Below are 12,295 nucleotides of genomic sequence, written 5' to 3' on the forward strand. Positions count from 1 at the left end.
GTATAAGAGACAGGTCATCACCCGGCTTTTTGCTATTTGGATTCTAGGAAAAATTAGTCCAATCCCATATCTTCAATTCGTTTGGCAATAAGACGGCTACATTCTTCTCGAACCACCGCACGCAACCATTCTTGAGCGGGAGAGTGCTCGCAACGAGCATGCCAAATCATCGAATATTCAAACGGCGTGAATTGGAATGGTAATGGCTTCACCACCAAGTCATAACGATCAGCAACCAAGTACGCTAAATCGGCTGGTACGGTAATGATGATTGGCAAAGTATCAACAATCGCCAGCGCCGCTTCCAAGTGATAAGCGCGCAATACCATCTGACGTTGCGGCTTCTCCACGAGCGCTTGTTCAATCAGCGCTTTAACCCCATCACTGATGGCGATCATGGCATGCGGGTGACTGAGATAATCATCCAGACTCATCTCTTTGTCAGCTAGCGGATGCTGCTTAGAGAGCAGACACAACACACCAACTCGCCCTAACACTTCACTTCGTAATGGTTCCACTGGACCTGTAGGACGACAAATCGCTAAGTCCGCACCTTCGTATGTTAATTGATCAGATAAACGGTCATGTTGCAGCGGCAAGAAGTTAAACGACACGTTCGGCGCTTCCTTATAGATACGTGGCAAAGCGAAAGGTAGAATGGTTTGCATCGCGTAATCAGTTGTCGCGATATTAAACGTTTGATCGCAACTGCGTGGATCAAACTCGCGTGGAGAAAGCAATTGGCGCAGTGATTCCAGCGGCTCACCCAAAGAGCGATCGATTTCTAACGCTTTTTGGGTTGGGATCAAGTGCTGGCCTTGACGAGTAAACAGTGGGTCACCAAGCAGGTCACGTAAACGCCCTAGTACACGACTCATTGCCGATTGGCTTAAATTGAGACGCGTTGCAGCTTTACTTACACTGCTCTCTTCGATCAGCACACGTAACGCAACCAATAAGTTCAGATCTCGACGATAGATGTCTTCTAATTCCACGATTTGCCACTTAACATGTAGGGGATTTAGATAAATTGTACTCTTCAGGCAAAAAAAATCCCGCCTTTCAGCGGGGAAGCCCAAGAAAAATGGGGATAGTGTCGGAATGAAGTGTCGTTAAACTTGGTGAGCGGTATATCAATAGGTTCCGATTACAGCAAGAAGCGCTAATTTTCTTGCTCAGATGCACCTGACCATTTGTGCATCTCAATCCAAATCCCAATAATTGTTGCACTCATGCCTACGAGAGGCATCAATGAGGTTTCACCTGGCGTCCTAAGTACCAATGCACAGAACGAGATGAAACATAAAACCGAATAGATGGTTAGTCTGTCTAACGCTGTTAACATCGTCTCTCCTTGCCAGTTGTTACCAAATTGTTAATTTAAGGTAAATCAAAAAATTCGGTTTGCCAAGTGGTTATTGAATATTTTTTCAACGAAAGTAAAATTCAATGCTCAGTTAGTTACGAGAATCACACTATGAGTTTTAATCCTGAACTGGCGACCAAAACATTAGAGGCGGAAGGATTACGCTGCCCAGAGCCAGTGATGATGGTCAGGAAGACAATTCGAAACATGCAAGATGGTGAAGTATTGCTAGTGAAAGCGGACGACCCATCTACGACTCGAGATATCCCGAGTTTCTGCCGATTTATGGATCACCAGTTGATAGCGGCACAAACGGAACAACTTCCATACCAGTACCTGATCAAGAAAGGTTTGGAATAATCTCAGCAAGATCAAAAACGGCAGCCCAATAGGCTGCCGTTTGTTTATTCATCGTATTCTAGTGTGCGAACTTCAGATTGTAGCTTGTTTAGTTGTTTCCGCATTGCACGCATTTCCTCATGCATCGGAATGATATGAGCGACCCGAATCCATGCTTCTACCGTTAAACCAGTAAGAATAAAGGACCCTGCTACAATTGGCAGCCACATATCAGTCAGCACCATTGCTAGTAAGCAAAGCGCCAAACCAAAGGTGAATAAATAACTCTGACTCTTTGGGGTCATCCCCATGTAACGTGTAAGCATACCTTTGCCCTCTCGCTATCATTCACACCATTAAATTACCATGACAAGTATGACACTAATATGTCACCCGTCACGGTCTTGAACGATTTTGAGTCAGAGTTTGAAGTTGTGTATTACTTCACTAGCTATTGATAATTCACACTATTTTGCGTGCAACAAATCAGAACAATGCCGCTCCAATAGCCAACGCGATAAACAGGAATGCGGTCACCTTACGAATCAACCCTAAAGGCATCTTATCGGCCGACAATTTACCAATCAGGACCACAGGTACATTCGCCAGCAGCATACCAATCGTGGTGCCAAGAATCACCCAACTCAATGCATCTGCGTATTGCGCACCCAAGATAGAAGTCGCAATCTGAGTCTTATCGCCAATCTCCGCAACGAAGAAAGCAATAAAACTGGCAATGAATGGACCACGGTTGGAGATCTGCTCATCGTCATCCAGTTTATCTGGGATCAACACCCAAGCCGCCATGGCGACAAAACTGACCACCAGCACCCATTTGAGAACTTCAGGCGAAAGATAATCGGCCACCACCACACCTAACCATGCAGCCAAAGCGTGGTTGGCAATGGTTGCCAAAAAGATTGCTGCAATAATAGGGATTGGCTTGCGGTAACGACTGGCAAGTAATAGAGATAGCAATTGGGTCTTATCGCCAATTTCTGCTAACGCTACAGTAGTAATTGAAATAGCTAAAACGCTCACGACATGCTCATTGGGGCGGGATAATTATTTTTAACCTAAGACAAATCTCACGCCCCACCCCGGTTCATGATGATTTGTCTAAGGTCTTGCTAAACTCATCGGGTTGATGAGTCTCGAACGCCATGGTGATTTTGCACCAATTATGTTGACGAACGAACTGGATGAAAAAGACATTTCATCGAGTAAGCTACTCCCCAAAGACAAGCGCAATTCTAGCCATGTTTCCTCATCACCTCAAGAGTGAAAGCCAGTGAAAACTCCCTTTTAGGAAAAATTCAGCAGATAAAGCGGTAAAAATCCATTAAAGGAGAAAATTGCCCACGAATTAATCAAGATTAGCTCTACTCCCATGCTCAATATCTGGGTATACTTGATTGTTAATTTATTCAACCGTAATTACTTTGAATCGCCATTGTTGGGACAAGAAAAACCAACAAAAAAAGAGACGAATTCACGAGTAATAAGAGAATCGCGCGAACCTGACTTATGCAAAAATACGATATCAAAACCTTCCAGGGAATGATCCTCGCGCTGCAGGATTATTGGGCTCAAAATGGTTGTACCATTGTTCAACCACTAGATATGGAAGTTGGTGCGGGTACCTCTCACCCAATGACCTGTCTACGAGCACTTGGCCCAGAGCCAATGTCTACAGCTTACGTACAACCTTCACGTCGTCCTACTGATGGCCGTTACGGTGAAAACCCTAACCGTCTTCAGCACTACTACCAATTCCAAGTAGCGCTAAAACCATCGCCAGACAATATCCAAGAGTTGTACCTAGGTTCTCTAGAGGTTCTTGGTGTCGACCCACTTGTTCACGACATCCGTTTCGTAGAAGACAACTGGGAAAACCCAACACTAGGCGCATGGGGTCTAGGCTGGGAAGTTTGGCTAAACGGCATGGAAGTGACTCAGTTTACTTACTTCCAACAAGTTGGCGGTCTTGAGTGTAAGCCAGTAACTGGTGAGATCACTTACGGTATCGAGCGTCTAGCAATGTACATCCAAGAAGTAGACTCTGTTTACGACCTAGTTTGGAACATCGCACCAGACGGCAGCAAAGTGACTTACGGTGACATCTTCCACCAAAACGAAGTAGAGCAATCGACTTACAACTTCGAGCACGCAGACGTTGAATTCCTATTTGGTTTCTTCGAACAGTGTGAGAAAGAGTGTAAAGAGCTGCTTGAGCTTGAAAAGCCACTGCCACTGCCTGCTTACGAGCGCATTCTAAAAGCTGGTCACGCATTCAACCTACTAGACGCGCGTAAAGCGATCTCAGTAACTGAACGCCAACGTTACATCCTACGCATCCGCAACCTGACTAAAGCAGTTGCAGAAGCATACTACGCATCGCGTGAAGCTCTTGGCTTCCCAATGTGTAAGAAAGAACAAGCGTAAGGGGTAGAGTAACATGGCAAAAGAATTTCTAATCGAGCTAGGCACAGAAGAGCTACCACCAACGCAACTTCGCACTCTAGCTGAAGCATTCGCAGCAAACTTCGAAGCAGAACTAAAAGGCGCTGAGCTTGCTCACGAAGGCGTTAAATGGTTCGCAGCACCTCGTCGTCTTGCACTAAAAGTAGCAGCACTAGCAGACAGCCAGTCTGACAAAGTTGTTGAAAAGCGTGGCCCTGCGGTTTCTGCAGCGTTTGACGCGGAAGGCAACCCAACAAAAGCAGCTCAAGGCTGGGCACGCGGTTGTGGCATCACGGTTGACCAAGCAGAGCGCATGGTTACAGACAAAGGTGAATGGCTACTGTTCAAACAAGAAGTGAAAGGTCAGCCAACGTCTGAGATCGTAGTTGAACTTGCAGCGAAAGCACTAGCAAACCTACCTATCGCAAAACCAATGCGCTGGGGTAACAAAACGACTCAATTTATCCGTCCAGTTAAGACGCTAACCATGCTTATGGGCAGCGACCTAATCGAAGGCGAGATCCTTGGTGTCGCTTCAGACCGCACTATCCGTGGTCACCGCTTCATGGGTGAGCAAGAGTTCACTATCGATTCTGCTGAACAATACCCTGCGATTCTAGAAGAGCGCGGTAAAGTAATGGCAGATTACGAAGCGCGTAAAGCAATCATCCTAGCCGACGCACAAAAAGCGGCATCAGCGGTTGGCGGTATCGCTGATCTAGGAGATGACCTAGTAGAAGAAGTAACGTCTCTGGTTGAATGGCCAGTAGTACTAACAGCGAAGTTCGAAGAAGAGTTCCTAAAAGTGCCTTCTGAAGCGTTGGTGTACACCATGAAAGGTGACCAAAAATACTTCCCCGTCTATTCACATGAGAATGGCGATGAAAACAAGAAGCTACTACCTAACTTCATCTTCGTATCGAACATCGAATCAAAAGAGCCTAGTTATGTAATCGAAGGTAACGAGAAAGTGGTTCGTCCTCGTCTTGCGGACGCAGAATTCTTCTTCAACACAGACCGTAAGCGTCCGCTTATCGACCGTCTGCCTGAACTAGAGCAAGCGATCTTCCAAAAGCAACTGGGTACGATCAAAGACAAAACAGACCGCATCACAGAACTTGCTGGCTACATTGCTGAGCAAATCGGTGCTGACGTTGAGAAATCAAAGCGTGCTGGTCTACTAGCAAAATGTGACCTAATGACCTCAATGGTGTTCGAATTCACGGATACTCAAGGTGTTATGGGTATGCACTACGCTCGCCACGACGGTGAAGCAGAAGAAGTTGCAGTAGCACTGAACGAGCAATACATGCCTCGTTTCGCAGGTGATGAACTGCCATCAAACGGCGTTTCAACTGCAGTTGCAATGGCAGACAAGCTAGACACTATCGTAGGTATCTTCGGTATTGGTCAAGCGCCTAAAGGCAGCGACCCATTCGCACTACGCCGCGCATCTCTAGGTGTACTACGTATCATCGTTGAATACGGCTACAACCTAGATCTTGTTGACCTAGTAGCGAAAGCGAAGTCACTGTTTGGCGACCGCCTAACCAACGACAACGTTGAACAAGACGTTATCGAGTTCATGCTTGGTCGGTTCCGTGCTTGGTACCAAGACGAAGGCTTCAGCGTAGACATCATCCAAGCGGTTCTAGCTCGTCGTCCGACGAAACCAGCAGACTTCGACCAACGAGTTAAAGCGGTTTCACACTTCCGTGAACTAGAAGCAGCAGAGTCTCTAGCAGCAGCGAACAAACGTGTAGGTAACATCCTAGCGAAATTCGACGGCGAGCTAGCAGCAGACATCGACCTAGCACTTCTACAAGAAGACGCAGAGAAAGCACTAGCAGAAAGCGTTGAAGTAATGACAGAAGCGCTAGAGCCAGCATTTGCTACAGGTAACTACCAAGAAGCCCTAAGTAAGCTAGCTGACCTACGTGAACCAGTTGATGCTTTCTTTGATAACGTAATGGTAATGGCAGACGACGAAGCACTTAAGAAGAACCGTCTAACACTACTGAACAACCTGCGTAACCTGTTCCTACAGATCGCAGACATTTCTTTGCTGCAAAAGTAATTCATTACTCTTCGAAGTGATTAAGAGATAAGTAAAAGGGAAGCATCTGCTTCCCTTTTTTGTTGCTCTTTTTTCCTTTTTATCTCGTACCTCTGGTTTGATGACACACTTTTTTCTTTTTCGGCTTAATTCACACTTTGCGTCGTATAGACATTAAGGTAAGGTCAAGGATTATCCTATTGACCAGTCAAAGACTGGCGTTAAGACACATAAAGCAATCACAATGAATTAGGTATAACGACAAATGCAGTTCTCAAAGTTTGGTGAAAAATTTAATCAGTATTCAGGTATCACGCAGTTAATGGACGATTTGAATGATGGTCTGCGCACACCAGGTGCCATCATGCTCGGTGGAGGTAACCCAGCCGCCATTCCTGCCATGCTCGATTACTTTCGCCAAGCCAGTGAGGAAATGCTCGCCAGTGGGGAGCTCGTCGCTGCCCTCGCCAACTATGATGGTCCGCAGGGTAAAGACGCGTTCGTTAAAGCGTTGGCTCAGTTATTCCGTGAAACTTACGGCTGGGATATTTCAGAGAAGAACATCAGCCTAACTAACGGCAGCCAAAGTGGCTTCTTCTACTTGTTCAACTTACTAGCAGGTCAGCAGCCAGACGGTTCACACAAGAAGGTTCTACTGCCTATCGCGCCTGAGTACATCGGTTATGGTGATGCGGGCATTGATGAAGATATCTTTGTCTCATACCATCCAGAGATCGAGCTGTTAGATAACGGTCTGTTTAAATACCACGTCGATTTTGAGCAGCTCACCGTCGATGACTCTGTTGCGGCAATCTGCGCGTCTCGCCCAACCAATCCAACGGGTAACGTACTGACAGACGAAGAAGTACGTAAGCTGGACAAGCTAGCACGTGAGAACAACATTCCGCTGATTATCGATAACGCCTACGGTCTACCTTTCCCAAACATCATCTTTGAAGATGTCGAGCCGTTCTGGAATGAAAACACCATCCTGTGCATGAGCCTATCTAAACTTGGCTTGCCGGGCGTGCGTTGTGGCATTGTGATTGCGAGTGAAGAAATCACGCAAGCATTAACCAATATGAACGGCATCATCAGCCTAGCTCCAGGCAGTGTTGGTCCAGCGCTGGCAAACCACATCATTGGCAAAGGTGATCTGCTTAAACTGAGTTCAGAGGTGATTAAACCGTTCTACAAGCAGAAGTCGCAACGTGCGGTTGAACTGCTCCAAGAAGCGATTACCGATGAGCGATTCCGCATTCACAAACCGGAAGGCGCTATCTTCTTGTGGTTATGGTTCGATGAACTGCCAATTACGACAATGGAACTGTACCAACGCTTGAAAGCGCGTGGGGTTTTGATTGTTCCGGGTGAATACTTCTTTATTGGCCAAAAGGACGAGTGGGATCATGCGCACCAATGTTTGCGTATGAACTACGTTCAAGGCGATGAGATGATGCAAAAAGGCATTACGATTATCGCAGAAGAAGTGGAAAAGGCTTACCGCGAAGGTAAATAGACTTGTTAACTCAGCCGTTGTTCTCTTTGAAATTACGGCTTTGAAAGCCCCAAACTAAAAAGAGCGCCCATATGGCGCTCTTTATCATTCTATAACCGTGTGGTTAACTGAAGTGTCATCAGCTGATTAGCTGTTTTCAATCAGATTGTTACCACCGATAGCAATCTTACGCGGTTGCATTGCTTCTGGAATTTCACGAACTAAATCGATATGAAGTAGACCGTTTTCCATTGATGCACCAACGACTTTTACGTAATCCGCAAGTTGGAATTTACGTTCAAAATCGCGCTCCGCAATACCTTGGTAAACGTAGTTTTTACCTTCTTCGGCTTTACGCTCGCCCTTCACGATCAACATGTTTTCGTTTTGAGTCAAATCGAGCTGATCTTCAGCAAAACCAGCGACTGCCATAGTAATACGGTAGTTGTGCTCGTCTTTTTGCTCGATGTTGTATGGAGGGTAACCGCCAGAAGTGTTCTTCGCAGAGCTTGCTTCCATCAGGTTAAACAGACGGTCGAAGCCAATTGCATTACGGTATAGTGGTGAGAAATCTACATTACGCATAATCTATCCTCTTTTAAGCAATAGTCTTAGCCCAGATGAAGGTCATCCACGTGGCGTATTTATGCAAGAAAACGCCGAGCTAAGGGATCCGATGATTCATTCCTCTGACCTACTCTTTAGGTGCGGGGACATGATGTCGAATCTAGGGTCAAGTTGTGTGCTAATACTGAGCATCCTCTCCTGAGCGACCTCGTTTAGCGATTCCAGAGGCGCTGTTCTTCTCTTGTTGAGCAAGCTAGCCATCCCTCTTCATAACTAGATATAAGGTCGAAAAATGGGCTTTCAAGGGCTCCAGTGAAAATATTTTTAGCTCCCCGACTCGATCACCCCTCCCTCTCGAAGCGTTCCCATATTCATAGGGCGCAGTCGTTCTCGTATCTCGACTCTTTTATCTCGTTTCTAGCCCAATAAAAAACGCCACCTCTTGCGAGATGGCGTTTTTAGTATGATTTGACTGAGTCTGTCCGACTACACGTCTAGGTTTGCTACTTTCAGCGCGTTTTCTTCGATGAAGTTACGACGCGGCTCAACTTGGTCACCCATTAACGTTGTGAACAATTGGTCTGCGCCTACCGCATCTTCAATAGTTACTTGCATCATGCGACGTGTCTCTGGGTCCATTGTGGTTTCCCAAAGCTGATCTGGGTTCATCTCACCTAGACCTTTGTAGCGCTGTAGGCTTAGACCACGACGCGACTCTTTGATTAGCCACTCAAGTGCCGCTGCAAAGCTTGATACCGGCTGAGTCCGCTCACCACGTTTGATGTAAGCGCCTTTTTCTAGCAGACCGTCTAGAGCTTCAGATAGATCCGCTAGTTTGCCGTACTCTTTCGAGTTCAGTAGGTCAATGCTCAGTGCGTAGTCGTGAGTCACACCGTGAGTACGTACGATGATCTTAGGTAGGTTTAGACCTAACTCTTCGTGTTGCTCAACTTCGAAGCTGTATTGGCTTGCGCCTACTTCTTTTGCGTTTAGCTGTTCAACTAGCTGTTTTGTCCACGCTTCGACTGCTGCTGCATCGTGACATTGCTCTGCCATTAGACGCGGCGTGTAGATTAGCTCATGAACTAGCGCGCTTGGGTAACGGCGGCTCATGCGATCCGCTAGCTTGATACCAGCGTTGTATTGCTGAACTAGCTTCTCTAGTGCTTCGCCTGCCAATGCTGGCGCTTCTGCGTTTACGTGTAGCGATGCGTTATCAAGTGCCAAAGCAACTTGGTATTGGTTCATCGCGTCTTCATCTTTGATGTACTGCTCTTGTTTGCCTTTCTTCACTTTGTAAAGCGGTGGCTGAGCAATATACACATAGCCACGCTCGATAAGCTCTGGCATTTGACGGTAGAAGAAGGTCAACAGTAGCGTACGGATGTGCGAACCATCGACGTCAGCATCGGTCATGATGATGATGTTGTGGTAACGCAGTTTGTCCGGGTTGTACTCGTCACGGCCGATACCACAGCCTAGTGCAGTGATCAGCGTTGCTACTTCTTGAGAAGAAAGCATCTTGTCGAAACGCGCTTTTTCTACGTTAAGAATCTTACCTTTTAGCGGTAGGATTGCTTGGTTCTTACGGTTACGGCCTTGTTTTGCGGAGCCGCCTGCCGAATCACCCTCCACTATGTACAGTTCAGAGAGTGCAGGATCTTTTTCCTGACAGTCTGCAAGTTTGCCAGGTAGGCCAGCTAGGTCTAGTGCGCCTTTACGACGAGTCATTTCACGAGCTTTACGCGCAGCTTCACGAGCACGAGCTGCATCGATGATTTTCGAACAAACCATCTTCGCTTCTGTCGGGTTCTCAATCAGGAACTCAGACAGTTTCTCACCCATTGCTGATTCAACCGCTGACTTCACTTCAGAAGAAACCAGTTTGTCTTTCGTTTGGCTAGAGAACTTAGGATCTGGCACTTTAACTGAAACAACCGCAGTTAGACCTTCACGAGCGTCATCACCAGACGTTGCTGTTTTCGCTTTCTTAGAGAAACCTTCTTTATCCATAAAGGTATTCAGCGTACGTGTTAACGCAGCACGGAAACCAGCAAGGTGAGTACCACCATCGCGTTGCGGGATGTTGTTAGTGAAACAGTAGATGTTCTCTTGGAAGCCGTCGTTCCATTGCATTGCTACTTCTACAGCAATGCCATCTTCACGTTCAAAATCGAAGTGGAAGATTTTCTCAATGATTGGAGTTTTGTTGGTGTTTAGGTGTTCAACGAACGCTTGAATACCGCCTTCAAACATGAAGTGGTCACTCTTATCTGCTTCACGCTCATCAACCAGCTTGATAGAAACACCTGAGTTTAGGAAAGAAAGCTCACGTAGACGTTTTGCTAGGATATCGTAATGGAATTCGATATTTGTGAAGGTTTCAGCGCTTGGCCAGAAGCGGATCTGTGTACCCGTTTGGTCAGTCTCACCAATTACTGCTAGTGGCGCTTGAGGCTCACCGTGATGGTAAGTTTGCGTATGAATATGACCGCCGCGGTGGATAGTCAGAACCACTTTTTCAGACAGTGCGTTTACTACTGAAACACCTACGCCGTGAAGACCGCCCGATACTTTGTATGAGTTATCGTCGAACTTACCACCAGCGTGAAGTACCGTCATGATAACTTCTGCTGCTGATACTTTTTCTTCTGGGTGCATTTCTGTTGGAATGCCACGACCATCATCCGTAACTGAAACCGAGTTGTCCTCATGAATTGTCACAACGATGTCTTTACAGTGACCTGCCAACGCTTCATCAATTGAGTTATCCACCACTTCGAAGACCATGTGGTGAAGACCAGTGCCGTCGTCCGTGTCGCCGATGTACATACCTGGACGCTTACGTACCGCATCCAGACCCTTCAGTACCTTAATACTCGATGAATCGTAATTTTCAGACATGAGTTTCTCTCTTCTAGTTTGACTCTATCCTGCCATGTTCCACATGAAACAATTTGCCCGTATCGTCCAACATATCGGCGATTTGGCTTTCAGTGATAGAGCTTACAAATACTTGTGCGCCCGTCTCTTTCAAGCAGTCAGCAAGACGCTTGCGACGTTGGCTGTCTAATTCCGACGCAAAGTCGTCAATTAGGTAAATACATTGTTTTCCGGTCATTTCGGTAAGGTGTTGTCCCTGCGCGACACGCAATGCACACACCATGAGTTTTAATTGACCGCGTGACAAAACGTCCTCAACGGGCGTTCCGTTCACTTTAATGCGCAGATCAGCCTTGTTCGGACCGCTAAAGGTGTAGCCCAACGACTGATCACGCTCGAAATTTTTTTCTAGTATCTCATGATAAGGGGTATCTTTGTCCCATCCACGATAATACTTTAATTGGATCTCAAATTCTGGCAAAAATGTCTGACAGATGGTTTCCGCTACGCTTTTCATTTGTTCGATGTACAGCGCCCGCCATTGACTGATATTTTCAGCCAAACGTGCCATTTCTTGATCCCAATAACTGAGTTCGCGATAACTTCTGGCGGTTTTAAGCAGTGCATTACGTTGCTTGTTAAGACGCTTGAACCGTCCCCATGCATCATAGAAAGCGGGCTCGGTATGAAACACACCCCAGTCGATGAATGCACGACGATGTTTTGGACCATCCGTTAGTAGATCAAATCCTTCTGGATGTATCAACTGCAGAGGCAAAACTTGTGCAAGTTGCGCCAGTTTTTGTCCAGATTGACCGCCTATTTTAACCTCTGTTGAGCCATCACGCTGCTTATTAATGCCGATAGGTAGCTCAAATTGATCCGAGTTCAAAAAACGACCATGAACAAACAGCTCGTCACACTCATTTTGGATAACTCGACCCGTCAGCGAACTTTTGAAAGAGCGTCCGTGTCCGAGCAAGTAAATTGCTTCTAGAACACTGGTTTTACCGCTGCCGTTCGGCCCAATAAGAAAGTTAAAGCCTGCTGATAGGTCAATATCACAGGCTTTAATGTTTCGAAACTGCTGAATGATGAGGCGAGAAAGTGGCATTCAGATGGC

At 46.4% G+C, this 12,295-nt stretch carries 11 protein-coding genes; 4 read left to right on the forward strand and 7 right to left on the reverse strand.

From position 1 onward, the window contains the following. Nucleotides 1-53 precede the first annotated feature (53 nt). Together KIV40_RS11630 and KIV40_RS11635 are read right to left on the reverse strand one after the other, a co-directional pair. Nucleotides 54-995: a LysR family transcriptional regulator gene (locus tag KIV40_RS11630; protein ID WP_041853264.1), complete on the reverse strand. Its 942-nt coding sequence runs from the start codon at nt 993-995 to the stop codon at nt 54-56. 167 nt (nt 996-1,162) lie between these two features. After that, entirely contained in the window at nt 1,163-1,345 is a 183-nt protein-coding gene (locus KIV40_RS11635; RefSeq protein ID WP_005426049.1) for a hypothetical protein, read from the reverse strand. 132 nt (nt 1,346-1,477) lie between these two features. Here KIV40_RS11635 and tusA point away from each other — a divergent pair, with 132 nt between their 5' ends. Continuing rightward, nucleotides 1,478-1,726, forward strand: a complete 249-nt coding sequence (gene tusA / locus KIV40_RS11640) for a sulfurtransferase TusA (protein WP_005426051.1) — start codon at nt 1,478-1,480, stop codon at nt 1,724-1,726. Nucleotides 1,727-1,770: 44 nt separating this feature from the next. Here the strand turns inward: tusA and KIV40_RS11645 are convergent, their stop codons facing one another. Next, nucleotides 1,771-2,031 (reverse strand): hypothetical protein, encoded by a 261-nt coding sequence (locus tag KIV40_RS11645; RefSeq protein WP_009708061.1) that lies wholly within the window; start codon nt 2,029-2,031, stop codon nt 1,771-1,773. 160 nt (nt 2,032-2,191) lie between these two features. Next, the gene (locus tag KIV40_RS11650) at nt 2,192-2,746 is read right to left on the reverse strand and encodes a TMEM165/GDT1 family protein (protein ID WP_010444803.1); all 555 of its coding nucleotides are present in this window, start codon (nt 2,744-2,746) and stop codon (nt 2,192-2,194) included. A gap of 486 nt (nt 2,747-3,232) precedes the next feature. Between KIV40_RS11650 and glyQ the strand changes: the two genes are divergently transcribed. The 3 genes from glyQ (at nt 3,233) to KIV40_RS11665 (ending at nt 7,743) form a co-directional block, all read left to right on the forward strand. Then, the gene (gene glyQ, locus KIV40_RS11655; protein WP_005440855.1) at nt 3,233-4,150 is read left to right on the forward strand and encodes a glycine--tRNA ligase subunit alpha; all 918 of its coding nucleotides are present in this window, start codon (nt 3,233-3,235) and stop codon (nt 4,148-4,150) included. Nucleotides 4,151-4,163: 13 nt separating this feature from the next. Continuing rightward, complete coding sequence (gene glyS, locus KIV40_RS11660) at nt 4,164-6,245, forward strand: glycine--tRNA ligase subunit beta (RefSeq protein ID WP_285349331.1); 2,082 nt, start codon at nt 4,164-4,166, stop codon at nt 6,243-6,245. Nucleotides 6,246-6,489: 244 nt separating this feature from the next. Next, on the forward strand, nt 6,490-7,743 hold the full coding sequence (locus KIV40_RS11665) for a valine--pyruvate transaminase (RefSeq protein WP_285349333.1): 1,254 nt from the start codon (nt 6,490-6,492) through the stop codon (nt 7,741-7,743). A gap of 126 nt (nt 7,744-7,869) precedes the next feature. Here the strand turns inward: KIV40_RS11665 and KIV40_RS11670 are convergent, their stop codons facing one another. From KIV40_RS11670 to recF, 3 genes are all read right to left on the reverse strand, one after another. Then, nucleotides 7,870-8,307: an Hsp20 family protein gene (locus KIV40_RS11670; protein WP_005426066.1), complete on the reverse strand. Its 438-nt coding sequence runs from the start codon at nt 8,305-8,307 to the stop codon at nt 7,870-7,872. Between the two features lie 468 nt (nt 8,308-8,775). Continuing rightward, nucleotides 8,776-11,193: a DNA topoisomerase (ATP-hydrolyzing) subunit B gene (gene gyrB, locus KIV40_RS11675; protein WP_285349335.1), complete on the reverse strand. Its 2,418-nt coding sequence runs from the start codon at nt 11,191-11,193 to the stop codon at nt 8,776-8,778. Nucleotides 11,194-11,206: 13 nt separating this feature from the next. Continuing rightward, nucleotides 11,207-12,286, reverse strand: a complete 1,080-nt coding sequence (gene recF, locus KIV40_RS11680; protein WP_005440847.1) for a DNA replication/repair protein RecF — start codon at nt 12,284-12,286, stop codon at nt 11,207-11,209. Nucleotides 12,287-12,295 lie beyond the last annotated feature (9 nt).

Source organism: Vibrio sp. D173a, from assembly GCF_030248475.1.

Bases quoted from the DNA above. Each gene is read 5' to 3' on its own strand.
- KIV40_RS11635 (WP_005426049.1), bottom strand. From the start codon at position 1,345: ATGTTAACAGCGTTAGACAGACTAACCATCTATTCGGTTTTATGTTTC.
- tusA (WP_005426051.1), top strand. From the start codon at position 1,478: ATGAGTTTTAATCCTGAACTGGCGACCAAAACATTAGAGGCGGAAGGA.
- KIV40_RS11645 (WP_009708061.1), bottom strand. From the start codon at position 2,031: ATGCTTACACGTTACATGGGGATGACCCCAAAGAGTCAGAGTTATTTA.
- glyQ (WP_005440855.1), top strand. From the start codon at position 3,233: ATGCAAAAATACGATATCAAAACCTTCCAGGGAATGATCCTCGCGCTG.
- glyS (WP_285349331.1), top strand. From the start codon at position 4,164: ATGGCAAAAGAATTTCTAATCGAGCTAGGCACAGAAGAGCTACCACCA.
- KIV40_RS11665 (WP_285349333.1), top strand. From the start codon at position 6,490: ATGCAGTTCTCAAAGTTTGGTGAAAAATTTAATCAGTATTCAGGTATC.
- KIV40_RS11670 (WP_005426066.1), bottom strand. From the start codon at position 8,307: ATGCGTAATGTAGATTTCTCACCACTATACCGTAATGCAATTGGCTTC.
- gyrB (WP_285349335.1), bottom strand. From the start codon at position 11,193: ATGTCTGAAAATTACGATTCATCGAGTATTAAGGTACTGAAGGGTCTG.
- recF (WP_005440847.1), bottom strand. From the start codon at position 12,286: ATGCCACTTTCTCGCCTCATCATTCAGCAGTTTCGAAACATTAAAGCC.